Source organism: Acidobacteriota bacterium (assembly GCA_016196065.1).
Lineage (GTDB): Bacteria > Acidobacteriota > Terriglobia > Terriglobales > Acidobacteriaceae > Acidiflorens.
This window is the reverse complement of record JACPYL010000027.1, coordinates 401,719-417,445: the sequence shown is the minus strand read 5'-3', so window position 1 is coordinate 417,445 and position 15,727 is coordinate 401,719. Positions and strand designations below refer to the sequence as shown.

14 protein-coding genes are annotated in these 15,727 nt (G+C 58.1%); 4 read left to right on the top strand and 10 right to left on the bottom strand.

Annotated features, from left to right (window positions below; genetic code table 11):
* Window positions 1–8 precede the first annotated feature (8 nt).
* Together HY010_22985 and HY010_22980 are read right to left on the bottom strand one after the other, a co-directional pair.
* A complete protein-coding gene (locus HY010_22985) occupies window positions 9–2,342 on the bottom strand; it encodes a M28 family peptidase (GenBank protein MBI3478603.1) in 2,334 nt (777 codons plus the stop codon).
* A gap of 293 nt (window positions 2,343–2,635) precedes the next feature.
* Window positions 2,636–3,562, bottom strand: a complete 927-nt coding sequence (locus tag HY010_22980) for a proline dehydrogenase family protein (protein MBI3478602.1) — start codon at window positions 3,560–3,562, stop codon at window positions 2,636–2,638.
* Between the two features lie 154 nt (window positions 3,563–3,716).
* On the opposite strand from HY010_22980, the gene HY010_22975 reads away from it, so the two are divergent.
* From HY010_22975 to HY010_22960, 4 genes are all read left to right on the top strand, one after another.
* A complete protein-coding gene (locus tag HY010_22975) occupies window positions 3,717–4,880 on the top strand; it encodes an aminopeptidase P family protein (GenBank protein ID MBI3478601.1) in 1,164 nt (387 codons plus the stop codon).
* Window positions 4,881–4,938: 58 nt separating this feature from the next.
* Window positions 4,939–5,358, top strand: a complete 420-nt coding sequence (locus HY010_22970; GenBank protein MBI3478600.1) for a hypothetical protein — start codon at window positions 4,939–4,941, stop codon at window positions 5,356–5,358.
* Window positions 5,355–5,537, top strand: a complete 183-nt coding sequence (locus tag HY010_22965) for a hypothetical protein (GenBank protein ID MBI3478599.1) — start codon at window positions 5,355–5,357, stop codon at window positions 5,535–5,537. Before HY010_22970 ends, HY010_22965 begins: the two co-directional genes overlap by 4 nt.
* 213 nt (window positions 5,538–5,750) lie before the next feature.
* Entirely contained in the window at window positions 5,751–6,149 is a 399-nt protein-coding gene (locus HY010_22960) for a DUF3224 domain-containing protein (protein MBI3478598.1), read from the top strand.
* 67 nt (window positions 6,150–6,216) lie between these two features.
* Here HY010_22960 and HY010_22955 read toward each other — a convergent pair whose 3' ends face one another.
* From HY010_22955 to HY010_22920, 8 genes are all read right to left on the bottom strand, one after another.
* Window positions 6,217–7,161: a GNAT family N-acetyltransferase gene (locus HY010_22955; protein MBI3478597.1), complete on the bottom strand. Its 945-nt coding sequence runs from the start codon at window positions 7,159–7,161 to the stop codon at window positions 6,217–6,219.
* 71 nt (window positions 7,162–7,232) lie between these two features.
* A complete protein-coding gene (locus HY010_22950; GenBank protein MBI3478596.1) occupies window positions 7,233–8,840 on the bottom strand; it encodes a glycosyltransferase family 39 protein in 1,608 nt (535 codons plus the stop codon).
* A 7-nt stretch (window positions 8,841–8,847) separates the two neighbouring features.
* A complete protein-coding gene (locus tag HY010_22945) occupies window positions 8,848–9,093 on the bottom strand; it encodes a hypothetical protein (GenBank protein ID MBI3478595.1) in 246 nt (81 codons plus the stop codon).
* A complete protein-coding gene (locus HY010_22940) occupies window positions 9,090–10,043 on the bottom strand; it encodes a bifunctional oligoribonuclease/PAP phosphatase NrnA (GenBank protein MBI3478594.1) in 954 nt (317 codons plus the stop codon). Before HY010_22940 ends, HY010_22945 begins: the two co-directional genes overlap by 4 nt.
* 59 nt (window positions 10,044–10,102) lie before the next feature.
* Window positions 10,103–10,477, bottom strand: a complete 375-nt coding sequence (gene rbfA, locus HY010_22935) for a 30S ribosome-binding factor RbfA (GenBank protein ID MBI3478593.1) — start codon at window positions 10,475–10,477, stop codon at window positions 10,103–10,105.
* A 218-nt stretch (window positions 10,478–10,695) separates the two neighbouring features.
* Entirely contained in the window at window positions 10,696–10,983 is a 288-nt protein-coding gene (locus tag HY010_22930) for a DUF503 domain-containing protein (protein MBI3478592.1), read from the bottom strand.
* A 107-nt stretch (window positions 10,984–11,090) separates the two neighbouring features.
* Window positions 11,091–12,200: a hypothetical protein gene (locus tag HY010_22925; GenBank protein ID MBI3478591.1), complete on the bottom strand. Its 1,110-nt coding sequence runs from the start codon at window positions 12,198–12,200 to the stop codon at window positions 11,091–11,093.
* A 274-nt stretch (window positions 12,201–12,474) separates the two neighbouring features.
* A complete protein-coding gene (locus tag HY010_22920; GenBank protein MBI3478590.1) occupies window positions 12,475–15,621 on the bottom strand; it encodes an FAD-binding protein in 3,147 nt (1,048 codons plus the stop codon).
* Window positions 15,622–15,727 lie beyond the last annotated feature (106 nt).

Below are 15,727 nucleotides of genomic sequence, written 5' to 3'. Positions count from 1 at the left end.
CCAAACAATCACGGTGTCTCGGCGACAGCCTTTTCAAGGGACGCAGCAGCCTTGTCGATTCCGGTGGCAACTTGCTCGATGATTTGGGATACCTGTGGAACTTCCGCTTCTGCTTCCTTCCATTTCTTTTCGTCCATGTATTCGCGGACGGCGGCGATTGGTTTGGCTCCGTAGCCGGTGTAGGCGCCCGGTGCGTAGATTTGATTCTTGAACCAGGGACGTTCGGGGAGTCCTTTTTCATTCAGGAACAAACGGCCGACTTTGAGGAGGTCCGCATTAACTGCCGCGAGCGATTGCGAAGAGCGATCCGGCGATCCTTTCTGCTGCCAACTCGATAGTGCCTTGGAATAACGGTCGGCACTCTTTTTCAGCAGGTCAATCGCATTCTTCATGGGCGCAAAATTCATGAAAGGCGGAACGGTCTCGGCGGGCGGAGGCAGGGTTGGGCGCCGCGGGTCTGACGTCGCCGTGAAGACGCCTTCCTGTAATTGCAGGTTGGTCTCGGCGAATTCGTCCTGCTTGTCTTTCAATAACTTCTCCAACTCGGTTTCGTATTTGGCGATCGCTTCGGCCTGCGGAGCGTAGTCAAACGGGATCAAGGCGGTATCCGCCAGGCGCATCATCGCTGTGCCCGCGGTTTGCGCCAGAGCGCGCCCGTACACAAAGTCGGTGTCGACAAAGTGCGTGTACCAGTAGAAATCGTCGTAGATCGAGTGGTATTGCGTGCCATCACTTTCGCCGCCGAATTCAATGCTCAGCGTGGAAATCCCCGCCAGATCCTGAAAAGCGGTGAAATCGGAACCGTCGCCGAGCGCGTCGACTACCAGGTCCTTTCGCTTGCGAAGGTCGGCGCGTTCCTCAGCATTCTTCGCATCCGCGATCGCAGCAAGGTGGGAACGCTGGAACACGGTCATGTGCGTTTCCGGATCCTGGATGTCGCGAGCGACGCCGCTGATGAAGGACTGCAAATCCTGGGTGCCTCCCGTATCGAGAAACCCACGCTGATTGCTGTCGGAGTTGAGGTAGGCGACCGCGTGTTGCTGCAATTCCGCGAGATGGGTTTCCACCCACTCCACCGATCCCAGTAACCCCGGCTCTTCGCCGTCCCATGCGCAATAGATGATGGTGCGCGACGGCGTCCAGCCCTGCCGGTGCAACTCCCCGAGCATGCGCACTTCTTCCAACATTACAGACTGGCCGGAGATCGGATCGTCCGCGCCATTCACCCACGCATCATGATGGTTGCCACGAATTACCCATTGCGCATCATTCGCTCCGTGCAAGGTTCCAATCACGTCATAGATGGGCTTAAGGTCCCAGTTGGAGGCAACTTTGAGGTGAACCCTGGCTGGCCCAGGCCCGACGTGATAGGTGATGGGCAATGCGCCGCGCCAATTCTCCGGAGCCACCGGGCCCTTCAGCGCGGACAAGAACGGAAGTGCTTCCGAATAAGAAATTGGCAGCACGGGAACCTTGGTGATTGTCCTGGCATCCTTGATGTCGAGACGCTTCGCATCCGCGGTTGCGCCGACTCCGGGCGTCAATGGATCGCCGGGATAATCGGTGTCCATCACGCTGCCCCGCTGCACGCCGTCGCGCGGCCGCCAACCTCCGTTCGTGTAGTCATCGCCGTTGACGTATCCGTCCCCTTTAGGATCGGAATAGATGATGCAGCCAATGGCGCCATGCTCGCCTGCGACTTTCGGCTTGATGCCGCGCCAGCCATGACCATATCGGGCAATTACGATCGCACCCTTAACTGAAATCCCCAACCGGTCAAGCTGTTCGTAGTCCTCACGGTTGCCGTAGTTCACATAGACCAGAGGCGCGGTGATGTCTCCATCGGCCGAGTAGGCGTTGTAAGTGGGAAGCTGCTCCGCAGTCTGGCCCGACGTTGGATCGACAGCCAGAACAGGTTCCTGCAGCCTGGCGCGAAATTTGGTCGGCTCCAGAAGTTCGAGCACCCGCTCTTTTGGGGTCGGAAATAGGACATGAAATGTTTCGATCCGGGCATCGAAGCCGGCGTCCTTGAATTTCGACAAGATCCATTCTGCGTTGTCCTTGTCGTACGGAGATCCCACATGGTGAGGACGAGCACTGAGGCGGCGCATGTTTTCGCGAATGTTCGCGGGGACGATGCCGTCCTGAAATTTCTTCTCCCAGGCACGCTGGGCAGGCGAAATGTTCGCGGAGTCTCCGGCACTGGGGACAGTCGCCGCGGTTGAGTTTTTCTCATCTGGTTTGGATTGAGCAAAAATGACAGGAGCGATTGCCAGCAACAACGCGCACAACAAACGAGACTTGATCAACACAGTTTTCCCCCGGAGTCCGAGACTCGACATGGTACCGCATCGTTAACGGAAAATGGCGGGAGTGGAAATCAAAGCGATGATTGGGAAGGTTGGTGAGGGGGTACAAGATCCTCCGCGCCGCCCTTCCCCTTGGCGACGCGGAGGATAAACTGGAAACCCGGAGTCTTGATCAGAAACGTCGCGAGCCACTGACTCGTTGGAACCCAAACCAGAATCAAGCACTAAGCCGAGGGGGCAGGCTTTGAATCCAGTAGAGCTGGTTTCCATCTTGTAAGACGAAACCGGAGAGAAAATCCCTTCACGGAAAGCGGTTGGGATCTGGTTTATTTGCGGAGGATGTTCTTGGCGATAAACAAGACATTCGCCGGGCGCTCGGCCAAACGCCGCATCAGGTAGGGATACCACTCGGTACCGAAGGGAATATAGACGCGCACCCCCCAGCCGTCCTTTACGAGACCCTGCTGAAGGTCACGGCGGATTCCGTGTAACATTTGGAATTCAAAGGCGTTACGTGGAATGTTGGCGGCAGACGAATAGGCCTTGGCTTCCCTGATGATGGCTTCGTCGTGCGTGGCCAGACCATGATAGATCCCACTCTTCATCAGGATCTTCATCAGCTTGATATAGTTGCCGTCCACTTCTGACTTCTGCTGGAAAGCGATCTCGGTCGGCTCCTTGTAGGCACCCTTGCAGAGCCGGATACGAATACCGTCGCCCAAAAGCTTCTCGATGTCCGCCTCGGCCCGGCGCATATAAGACTGAATGACCGCGCCCACGCATCCTTTGTTTTCGGGCACGCGATGGAGTTGATGAACAAAGTCGAGGGTACGCTGCGTGTAAGGGGAGCCTTCCATATCCACGCGCACAAAATTTTTAGGGGACATGCTGGCGGCGCGGGCTACGAGTCCGCTGACCAGATCGTGCGCCAGAGTCTCGTCGACGTCGAGACCCATGTGGGTCAGTTTGAGGCTGATGTTGGCTTTGAGCTTGCGGGCAGCGATTTCATCGAGCAGGTGGTGATAGAGTTGCGCGCTCGCTTTCGCCTCTTCTGCGTTGGTGACATTCTCTCCGAGGTTGTCGATGGAGACGCCCGCTCCGAATTGATTCACGGCATCCGCGGCGCGGACGGCATCCTGAACCGTGTTACCGGCGACAAAGCGGCTGGAGGTGCGCTGTCCAAACTTGGACTGCTCGGCGACATGTCGGAGCCAGCGGCTCTCCGAGAGAGCGATGAAAGTAGCCCTCAGCATGCCACTCCGAGTTGCAACGGGATCGGACTGCCAGAGACGTGCGGTGGCATTACAGTATTTTTTATCACAAAACCAGTGGGGGCGGGTCCATGAGCGTAAGCCAAGGGCAAAATCCCCGGTCCCATGCAAGATCATGTAGAATTAGCGTTTGTCCATGGACCTTACAGCCATTCAGAAAGCCTTGCGCGAGCGGAATATCGACGCTTGGCTATTTTGCGACCATCATCATCGCGACCCGATCGCCTATCGCGTGCTCGGGCTACCTGATGGACTCATGGTGACACGCCGCTGGTTCTACCTGATCCCTGCCAATGGCCAGCCGACCAAACTTGTCCACAAGATTGAGGCGGGCCACCTGGACACGCTGCCGGGCACCAAGCTCCAGTATTCGGGATGGCAGGAACTCTTCGACAACATGAAGGGTCTGCTGGCGGCACATCGTGACATTGCGATGCAGTATTCGCCGAACAACCTGGTGTTCACGATTTCCCTGGTGGACGCAGGGACTGTGGATCTGATTCGCGGGCTGGGCAAGAACGTAGTGAGTTCGCAGGATCTGATTGCGCAGTTCGAAGCGACCCTGACCGAAGATCAGATTGCCACGCATTTTGCGGCGCGAGACATCATCGACCGGTTGACTGCGGAAGCGTTTCAGGAAATCGGACGCCGCGTGCGCAAGGGCGACACTTACGAACACGAAATCCAACAATGGTTCATGGATGCCTTCGCGCGGGAGAACATGGTCACCGACGATCCGCCGATCGTTGCGGTGAATGCCAACAGCGGCAACCCGCACTACGAGCCGAGCGCGAAACATCCTGTACCGATTCGCGAAGGTGATTTCGTGTTGCTTGATGTCTGGGCAAAAATGAATACACCCGGCGCGGTGTTTTACGACATTACATGGACCGGCGTTCTCGGCAAACCTACTGAGCGTCATCGCGAGATTTTTAAGATCGTCAGCGAGGCGCGCGACCTCGGAGCCAAGACTGCGATCGATGCAGTGGCTGCGGGGCGATCCATTGCGGGATGGGAAGTGGATCGCGCGGTGCGCGCGCATATCAAGAGGGCTGGATACGGAGATTATTTCATTCATCGAACTGGTCATTCCATCGGCACGCTGGTACATGCGAACGGCGCCAACATGGACGACCTGGAAATTCACGACGAGCGCCGCATCCTGCCCAACTCCTGCTTCTCGATTGAGCCCGGTATTTATCTGCCTGAGTTCGGAGTACGCAGCGAGGTGAACGTGCTGGTGCGTACCGGCAGCGCTGAGGTCACAGGTAAAGCTCAACACGAACTGGTAACGATCTGAACGAATCACAGTCTTAATTAATAGCAATCCAACAAAGACCGGACTGGCAATCATCGGAATGGCGAAAACCTCGACAGACAAAGCAGCGAACGCAGCACCGGAGTATCCCCTAACGACCCAAGCGATTGTCGCGCCGATCGTGGGCTGGCTGATTCCGGGCGCGGGACACATCATGCAGAAACGCTATGTGCGCGGACTGCTGCTGATGGTGTCGGTGGTCGCGATGTTCCTGCTTGGGTTGGGCATGAACGGCCGGGTGTACGGGCCGAATGGCGGCGACATTCTTGAGATGCTCGGCTTTGTGGGCGACCTGGGATCAGGCGCACTGTACTTTCTAGCCATGATCATGGGCTGGGGACAGGCTGCAGCCGCACATGCTACCGCCGATTACGGGAAGACGTTTGTGATCGTGGCAGGCCTGCTGAACTTTATCGCCGCCGCGGATGCTCACCACATCGCGCTGGGGAAGAAACCGTGACCATCAATCTCTCGCACTTCAGCGCCGCAGTTTTGTTTGCCGTTTTTGCATCGGTCGTATTCGGCATCACGCAGCGCAACACCACTATGGAGCAGGTCAAGTACGGCTTGTACTGCTTTGCCCTTTTCGTCGGCGGAGTCTTCCTGGCGGGATGGGCGATGTGGCTGCTGCGGCGATAAGTCGATTTCAGTAGTCAGTAGTCAGTTCCCAGTTCTCAGTTCTCAGTCGACCCAGTACACATGAGGGTGGAAACTGAAAGCTAGTCTCCCATGAAGTATCCATTGCGATTTCGAAGAAATTTAATGGCAGGCATTTTTGTGTGCCTGGTGATTGAATGTGGGGCATCGGCGCAGGCGCGCCCTGATGCAGCCGCGGCACCGAAGGACCCAACCATGACGATGCATGCCAGCGGAACGTTCGAAGTCAAACTCACACCGCAAGCCACCGACGATAAGGACGCACCGGTCGGCAGGATGTCGATCGACAAACAATTTCATGGCGATATTGAAGGCACCAGCAAAGGCGAGATGCTGACCGGCATGACGAGCGTGAAGGGGTCTGCGGGATATGTCGCGATGGAAAAGGTGACTGGGACTCTGAAGGGCCGGCATGGGACATTCCTCCTTCAGCACACGGGAACGATGGATCGCGGCGCGCCGCAGTTATCGGTGACGGTGGTTCCGGACTCGGGAACCGAAGAACTGGCGGGGCTCATCGGCAAGCTGACGATCAGAATTGCGGATGGGAAGCACTTCTACGAGTTTGAGTACACGCTCGGGGATTCGCACTAGTCCTGGGATTTTGTCGGGCGCGGGGATCTCTTTTGCCCCGTTGGGGCTTCCAACGAATGCAACTGCCCTAACCCTCCCACACAAAAGCATCAAACACGCGGCTGGATGCGAAGCCGATGCGTTTGTATAACGCGATGGCGCGAGAGTTTGCTTCGGTCACGGTCAGCGATATGGATCGGAAACGCCGATCGCGAAGGTTCTTCGTGGTTGCTGCCAGCAAGGCTTCGCCGAGTCCGCTGGAGCGATATTCGGGAAGCACACACACCTGCGTGACGTGTCCAACATCGGGACGGACCAGCGAGCACAGGATCAATCCGATCAAGGTGCGCGTGGTTTTCTGAAATACGAGATACGACGACGGCGGATCAAACACGCCGCATCCCGGAAAGCGAACGATGTTATTCAGGAAGCGCAACGAGCCGCTCAGGGTACGGTACTGGTCGTTGATGTCGGCATCGACGTGTCCGCGATAGGCAGCCGTGATGACAGCCGCCGCGGATTGATACTCGTGCTCGGACCACGGGCGTATTTCAAATTCCGGCTTGAATGACGGGACGGTTGCGGCGCGCGCGGGAATTTCCATGGTCATGAAGACCCGGGGATGTCGACTGAATCCCTGCTGCAGGAAGGGCCGCACGACTTCGCCGGTTTCGTGCGCCAGCAATTGCGCCTCGACGCGATGGATTCCCGGAGATTGCTGCAGCGTTTCGATGACGTGGGTGAGGAGCCGTTCCTCCACTTCCTTGCGATTGGCGGTTCGCCCACCGTCGCGAACATACAAGTCGCCAATCACACCCTTGCTTTGTTCGTACACAAAAAAGGAATATCCGAATACGTTGCCGCGTTCGATAGCCGCATATCCGGGCAGAATTTTTGAGTCGAGATAGCGCAGGATCATCTCGGCGGAGCCGGAATAGTCCCAGGAGAGGGACTGGGCCCAGACGGCAATCTCATCTTCCAGCAAAGGCCGTAAATCTGCCGAAGAGAAGTGCCTGAGATCGAGAATTTCCACGGGGAATGGAGGCTCCAGCAAAAGTTTAGCAGGTTGAAAGTGCGAGAAAGGTAGCGAACCAGTGCCCTCAGTTAGTTCGCGGGGCCTACCCAGAACAAGTCCAGTTTTTGCGCAGGTACGCTCGTCAAGAAAGACACTTTGCGTCCAGGTAGCAGGTCGCTGAAGTAGTCGGAGGCATTCTGGTTCGAGACCAAGACGTGGCCTTCGCGGGGAACCTCTCCATTCTCGTATCGTCCTGCGGGGCGGTTCAGATAAAACTCAAGACCATACTCGAGTTGACGGTTGGTGTGAAAGAGCGCGACCGGAAATGCTTCATGCGAAAAACCCTGGAGAACTTGCGCCACCGGACGCGCGGACTGCGTGGCGTCGACTGCGGGCGCGGCCAGTTTCAATAGGGCGGCAACACCGATCACGATCGGGAGCATGGTGGCAGGGCGCAATATTGCGATACCCATACGAACGATGGCAGCGGCGATTCCGATCATGACGAGAACTGCTACGACCGCGGCCACGTATGTTCCCATCCCCGCCGTCAGGCGATGGTGAAGTTGAATACCCGGCGCGGCCAAGGCGGCGAACACCAGTAATCCACACAAGATCGAGTGCAGTGAGACCAGCGAGATAGGCAGTCTCTTGTTCTCGCTTTGCAGGTTGCGCAGATATTCCGTTACCAGCAGCGCACCGGCTGGGATGGCGGGCAGGATGTATCCCGGCAACTTAGATTGGGAAGCGCTGAAAAAGAGGACGGGCAGGAGCAGCCAGATCAACAGAAAGAGTTGCCAGGACCCGGCGTGCGTCGCCAGAGACAGCTTTCGCTCGGTGGCGGACATGGTGACGCGCAGTCTCTCGGCGACGGCCAAGATCAGCCACAGCGTCCAGGGCATGAGCGCGAGGAGTAATACGGGCAAGTAGAACCAGAAGGGCTGGCGATGGTGATAGAGGTCTTGCCCGAAGCGGCCAAGGTTGTGTTCGAGGATGAAGACTCGAAAGAACTCAGGATTGCGGGATTGTACGGCGGCGTACCACGGCGATGCGACGGCGAGGAATATGAGTATGCCGGGGACCCACAGCGATCCGAGGATTGCTTTCCAATCGCGCTTGATCGCAATGAAGATGAACAAAATAGCGCCTGCAAAGAAGATTGCGACTGGTCCTTTGGCGAGCGTGGCGAGGGCAAGAAAGAAATAAAAGACGATGAGGCCGTTGCGCTTGCGGCCTTCGTACCACGCAAACCATCCGAGGAGCGCGATCGCAAACATCGCGGACAAAGGCATGTCGGTAGAAGCGCCGCGGGCAAACCCAATGATGCCGGCGCAGGCTGCCGTGATCAGGGCGCCATCGGTTTCGGAACCGGGGCGAAATCGGCGCAGGAAGAAAAATATGGCGGCGATCATTAATGCCGTGTCGAATGCAGCGGGCATGCGTGCGGCGCAGTCGCTGACTCCGAAGATAGAATACGAAATGATCGCCTGCCAGTAATAGAGGACGGGCTTTTCCAACCAGGGCTTGCCTTGGAGTGTGGGAGTGATCCAGTCGTGGCGGTCGAGCATTTCACGCGCGACCTGCGCGTAGCGGGGCTCGTCGGCGCCGAGGAGTCCAAAGGCGCCAAGTCCATAGAAAAACAAGAATCCGCAAAACGCCACCAGCAACAACACGTCGGTGCGCGTTCGCGTGTTCATGAGAAGGTCACGCAGTTTTCGGGCGAAGCAGAGCCCAGATGCTGACGATGGTCCAGACGCCTTCAAGTACTACGAAGCCGACTTGAAAGGGATGAAAGGCAATCCAGGCAAGAATCGCCGATCCCGCCGCGTTAAAGATATTGTAGGCGGCGCCGCGTGCGTTGACCCATCCCAGTTGGTGGCCGACGTAGGCGACCAGGATGAGGAGCGCGCCGAGAAAAGAAATCAGTTGCCGTGCGAGGTCCATACTCATGTTGCATTCACCGCTGCTTTCTCTGTGCGTAGTCGATCAATAATTTTGGAAATCGCAACGCCCATGGGACCGTCGACGGAACAGCCGCTGGCGCACTTGTGACCGCCACCGCCGAAATTTTCGGCAACGGTCGAGACATCCACTTCACCTTTGCTCCGCAAACTGACACGCCAGCGTCCATCGGTTTGTTCGCGAAAGAAGACAGCAACCTGTACGTCGCCGATCGACAAGGCATAATTCGCCAGGCCCTCGCAGTCTTCTTCGCGCGCGCCGAAGCGCTCCATCTGTTCCTGGGTTACCCAGATCCAGGCGAGAGCGCTCTCGCGATGCAGGTTCGCGAGCGCGGCGCCGAGTAGACGCAACTTTGCGGTGGAGTGTCCGAAATAGATATTGCGTGCGCAGTGCGCGGGATCGGCTCCAGCAAGCACCAGTTCACGGGCAATCGCGAAGGTGTGCTCGTTTGTGCCTTCAAACATGAACGATCCGGTGTCGGTCATGAGAGCGGTGTAGAGGCACGTGGCAATCGCGGCGTCGAGGGGAACGCCGGCAAACCGGGCCATGCGGTAGATCAGTTCCGCAGTGGCCATGGCCGAGGGATCGATCCAGTTGACGTCTGCAAAATCACGCCCGGTTGCGTGGTGGTCGATATTGATCAGGAAACAGTCTTCCAGTCCCTTGAGCTGCGTTCGCTTGACGCTGTCGCACTCTAGGATGATGACCGCATCGTTCGGCGGCACACATTCAGCGTGCAGCACACGATCGGCGAGAGGCAGGTTCTGATAAATCCGGGGGACACCGTCGTGCATGACGACTTCGGCCTGCTTGCCCATGTGGCGCAGGATCTGGGCACAAGCTAGCGCCGACCCAATCCCGTCACCGTCGGGCCGGGCGTGCGACGTAACGACCAGGCGGCGGCGCTCGCGAATTTCCTTTAGAACCTGGTCCAGCATAAAGTTGCTCGAACGGCTACCGCACCTGCATTCGCGGGGCGACGGGGCAAGCCCCGTCTCTACTCGGGTTTCTTCCTGGCACGCTTTTTGGCGCGATCCAGCAACTCTTCCACCCGGCCTTCTGCTTTATGGGTACGATCAACCTGGAAGAAGAGTTCCGGAGGACGCCGTAAACGCAGACGTTCGGCGATTTCGTGGCGAACGAAATTCTTGGCGGCGTTCAATCCTTCGAGGCTGCGCTCGGCTTCGTCGTCGTCGCCTTCGACGTTGACCATGACGCGGGCGGAACGGGAATCGTCCGCCATAAGGACGGTCGAGACGCTGACCAGTCCAATGCGAGGGTCTCCTAGCTCGCCTTCGAGGATGGTTTCAATCTCCTCGCGGATAGCCTCGCCCAAACGGTCCCGATGATACTTCTGGCCACGACGTTCCATAGTTTGCAGGGGAAAACCGATCAGGATAGCAGAAATGGCGATCGCGGGTGTTGGAGGGTACTGGCTCCAGTTTCTGGTTTCCCGTTGCCTGTTTCCAGTTGGTGGTACAGCAGGTCCTTCGCATCGCTCAGGATGACAATTTTGAAATATGCTCGTGTTTCGCTCGGGATGACGGTTCTCAAATGGGCCCATGCTTTACGCAAAGACTGGTGCAGAGATCAGTAATATTCAACGAACGAATCTGCGATTTCGGCGCCTAGGTTGTTGGTGATGCGGGTGGCAGCGCGTTCGACATTCTTCATCAAGCCGTCGAGATAGTCGCGGGAATGGGAGATCGCAACCACTCCGATCGTGGCCTGATTCCACAGCGGGCCGGGATCGAGTTCCGCAACCGACACGTTGAACGAGGCGCGCAGCCTGTCTTTCAGGCTGCGAGTGACTTGGCGCTTGTCCTTGAGGGATTGCGCAGCTTCGATGCGGAGGTCGAGGGTGAGGAAGGCAATCATTAGGACCAGTGGTTAGTGGTTAGTGGTTAGTGGTTAGTGGTTAGTGGTTAGTTTCAAGCTGCATTCGGTTGTGGTGGAACTAGTCACTAATCACCAATCACTAATCACTATATTGGCATTCTGCCCCGGAACAGCCAGATCAGGTCGATGATCAGGATAATCACCACCATCAATTCCAGGACGAAGGCGCGGCTCTGATGGAACTGGTCAACCATGAAGCGGTAAAGTTCTTCGGCGGTGTGGACTTTCTGGTTGACGAGGTTCTTGTAGTCGGTGACTCCGATTTTCGACGCGGCAACTTTGTACAAGCGGGCGGAGAACATGTCGCTCAGGAATTTAATGGCGTTGTCAGCGCGCTCGGTGAGCTCGTCCACGTCGAGCAGGACCGTATGCAGGCGGTTGGCGCGTTTCGCGGTACGCCAGCGCGCACGAATTCCAGTGGAACCGTTTTCCATGAAATCGTAGACGCTCTTCAACTCACGCGTGAGTAACTCGTCATAGTGGCGGAACTCCAGAAGCTGCGAATTCGCATATTCGAGCAACTGGATGATTGTTTCCGCGCCGGCGGCGTTGTCATAAAGGAACGCGCCGTTCCAACTGATCACGGTTAGATCATTCGGATAATACGAGATTTTCGATTGCAGAACTTCCTGGCGCTCGCCATCGGACAGGTCACAGTTCTCACCACGCACGATCTGGGCAATGCGTCCACCTTCTTTGGCAAGCAATTCGGATGCAGACGGATTTCCTGCAATGTCGCGCACATGAAAGATGAAGTAGTCTTCGTTGAGCCATTCTTCGTAGGGCTTCACGAGCGCGGGGCGAGCGCGCTCTAACTTCTGCCGGGCAATCTTCTGGGCAAGGCTGGTGAAGTCGGTGTCCCACACCCAACGGCTGGCGAGGCCGGTCAAGGTTTCCCAGTTGCCCGAGAATGGCAACTCAAACACCACGCTCACCACACCGTAGTCGTAATACTTGATCTGCGCGTCGAGGCGCTCGCCCGTTTCGAGGACCAGCGGCTCGATTCGCTCGACGACCGGAGGACGCTCGTAGCGGACGTATCCCGGAGCGGCGTGTTTGAAACTAGCTTCCTGGCGACGGGCTCCGAAGATATCTCGGAGGTCATCGAGGCGGATCTCCTCGCAGACGTCGAACTGGATCAAGACGAGGACCGACCCCTGCAATGTCTTGTCTACCGGCTGGACCGGGGATGTGATCGTGACGTGGTCGAGAAGAATGCTTTTTTCCGTTTCCATAGAAACTCAGCTTTCGTGGAAGGCACGGGGCCAAAGCCCAAGCGTGGCCGAAGCGGGCGGCTGAGGAGCGTCCCTCAGCCATGTGTCTATTGTTTCAGAAAAGGGGAGGGAGAGGGAGAGGGACTATAAACACTTTATTTACAATTACTTCGTCTGTTTCTGGTGGTTCGGATACCCATGTCTGCGTCCTTGCTGACTGGCGGCACGCGGGCGAGGGCGCCCGCGCCACATGGGCTTATCTTCTTCTGGCTAGAGTCCACAGTAGCGCTGCGGCCGCCGCAATCCCCGCCAGACCCAGTCCTGCGCGCTTCATCGACTTCTGGATCGCCGCCTCGCGCGGACGGACCCAGGCGTCTTCCGGATAGTGTTGCGGCGCAGTTTCAAACAGAGGGATACCTTCGGGGCTTTCGGTGGATTCTCGCAGGGCCATTTGCAGAACTTCGGCCAAGTGCAGGGCCTGGCGATCAGTTTCCTGGGCAATTTGTTCGCGGCAACTGAATCCGTCGGCGACGATGAGCCAGTCGGTCGGAGCCTTGCGGACCGCGGGGAGAAGTTCGAGTTCGCCGATGGATTTGGAAACTTCGTAAGTGGATTCTTCGAAGCCGAAGGCTCCGGCCATGCCGCAGCATCCGGGAGCGGGGGCGGTGAAGTCGATCCCCATGCGATGCAGCACGGCTTCTTCGGCGGTCATCTTCATGATCGCCTTGTGATGGCAGTGACCGTGGATCAGGGCCTTGCGGGGCAGTGGAGGCAGCGGGAAATCGGGAGCGCGCTGTTCGAGGAACTCGCTGAGCAGCATTACCTGCTGCGAGAGTGCACGGGCGCGGGCGTCGTTCGGGAACAGGTTCACGAGTTCGTCGCGGAAGACGGCGGCGCAACTTGGTTCGAGGACGACGATAGGGATTTTGGCTTCGATCTCGGGGAGGAGTTCGTCCATGATTTCAAGGAGGAGACTCTTGGCGCGATCGAGCATACCGATATCGTAGAGGGGGCGTCCGCAGCACAGGTGAGCGCGGGGTACAGATACTTCGAATCCTGCGGCTTCGAGAACTTCTACGGCAGCTTTGGCAGTGTCGGGGAGGAAATGATTGTTGAAGGTGTCGGCCCAAAGCATTACTTTCCCCTCAACTGTCGAATGGGTGTCGAGCTTCGCTCGACTTGAACGGGGCGAAGACCCGTTCCCACCCAACCGCTGCTCCCACCAGGCTTTGAATGTCTGCGGGGCAAAGGGTGGGATGCGGCGCTGGGCGGGGATTCTAGCGGCTTTCTTGGCCAGATCGCGCAGGATCGGCAACTGCGTGGTCAGGTTGACGAGTCCGGGGACGTGCGATGCGGCGCGTGCCCACAGATCGATGTTGCCGAAGGCTAAGGCGTTCAGTGGACGGTTATTGGTTTCGTAGTAGTGCGACAAGAATTCGGATTTGTAGGTCGCGACGTCGACTCCGGTGGGGCAATCGCTCTTGCAACCCTTGCACGCGAGGCATAGGTCGAGCGATTCTTTGACGGCTTCGTTCTGCCAGCGGTCTTTGATGACTTCGCCTTGCGTCATTTCCCAGAGGAGGTGAGCGCGCCCCCGCGTGGAGTGTTCTTCTTCGCGGGTCACACGAAAACTCGGACACATGACTCCGCCTTCGTAGCGACGGCACTTCCCTACTCCGACGCAGCGCAGCGTGGCGCTGGCAAGGCTACCGTGATCGTCCGGAAATTTGAAATGAGTTGCGGGCTTCCAAGGGTCGTAGGTTGGGCCCAAGCGCAAATTTTCATCGAGCTTGTACGGTTCGATCAGCTTGCCGGGATTCATCTTCCAGCCGGGATCCCAAAGCGTTTTGAATTCGCGGAAGGCCTGCATCAATTCCGGGCCGAACATCTTGGGGAGAAGTTCGGCGCGGGCCTGTCCGTCTCCATGCTCGCCGGAGAGGGAGCCGCCATAGCTGACGACAAGGTCAGCGGCCTCTTCCATGAACTGCCGGAATTTTCTTACGCCTTCGGCGGATTCGAGATCGTAGTCCATGCGGGTGTGCACGCAGGCGTGACCGAAGTGACCATAGAACGCACCGCCATATTGGTAGGCGTTCATCACCTTGCGGAGATCGCGGAGATAGGCGCCCAATTTTTCTGGAGCAACGGCGGAGTCTTCGAAGCCTTCCCATCGCGGAGCCTCACCGGGAACATGCGAGGTTGCGCCGAGACTTGATTCGCGAATCTCCCAGATACGCCGCGCCTGACGCGGGTCGGCGAGGAGCCGCATTGCAGGCGGAGATTGCTCGCGATCGAGCGACGCCATCAGGCGTTGCGCTTGCGCTTCGGCTTCAGCGGGAGTGTCCGCGCCGAATTCGATCAGCAACCAGCCGCTGCCCTCGGGGAGCAGCGCGATACCTTCAGGGCTAAGACCCTTGCGGCGGCAGGCGTTGACGATGATGTCGTCGAAGCCTTCGAGGCCGATGGGCCTGTGTTCCATGACTTGCGGGACGTGGTCGGCACACTGGTAGATATCGGGCCATCCAATGACGAGCAAGACTCGCGCGGGCGGACTCTCTACGAGGCGGCAGCTTGCTTCGAGAATCGTGGCGCAGGTGCCCTCGGTCCCGACCAATGCGCGGGCGACATGGAATCCGCTTTCGGGCAGCAACTGGTTCAGGTTGTATCCGGAAACACGGCGCGGGATGTTGGGGAACTGGCGGCGGACGTGGTCGCCGTAGCGGTCGGCAATCGACTTAAGGCCAGAATAAATTCCGGCGCGGCGGCCGCCTTCGTTCACGATACGGTGAAAGTCGTCGTCGCTGGTAGCGCCGACGTACATGCGGTGGCCGTCGTAAGTCAGGACTTCCAGCGACTCGATGTTGTCGTCGGTCTTTCCGGCCATGATCGAGTGGACGCCACAGGAGTTGTTGCCGATCATTCCGCCGAGCGTGCAGCGGTCATGGGTGGCGGGATCGGGCGCGAAAGTCAGCTGATGCTTTTCGGCTTCGGCGCGGAGGTGGTCGAGGATCACTCCGGGCTGTACGCGGGCGATGTGGCGGACGGGGTCGATCTCGAGAATCTCCGCCATGTATTTCGAGAAGTCGAGGATGATGGCGGTATTGCAGCATTGTCCGGCAAGCGATGTGCCTCCGCCACGAGCCAGCAACGGCGCGTGATGTTCGCGGCAAAGTGCGACCACGGCAAGAACGTCTTCAGTATCGCGAGGGGCGACTACGCCGATCGGAACCTGGCGATAGTTGGAGCCGTCGGTGGCATAGAGAGCGCGGCTGCCGGCGTCGAAGCGGACTTCTCCGCGAAGATGGCGGCGCAGGGCGGCTTCGAGAGATGCGGCGTCGACGGACTCGGTGCGGGCGGTGAGGGCTCGGGCGGAGACGTCGTAGGTTGAGGCGGAATCGGGCATTGGCTACAGACATCTTCGGGGATGTGGGCAGCGGGCGCAAGTGGGATTGCATGAGCCCTTGCGCGCTCGTCACTCTTTGTGACTGTCATCCCGATGAGAGCGGTGA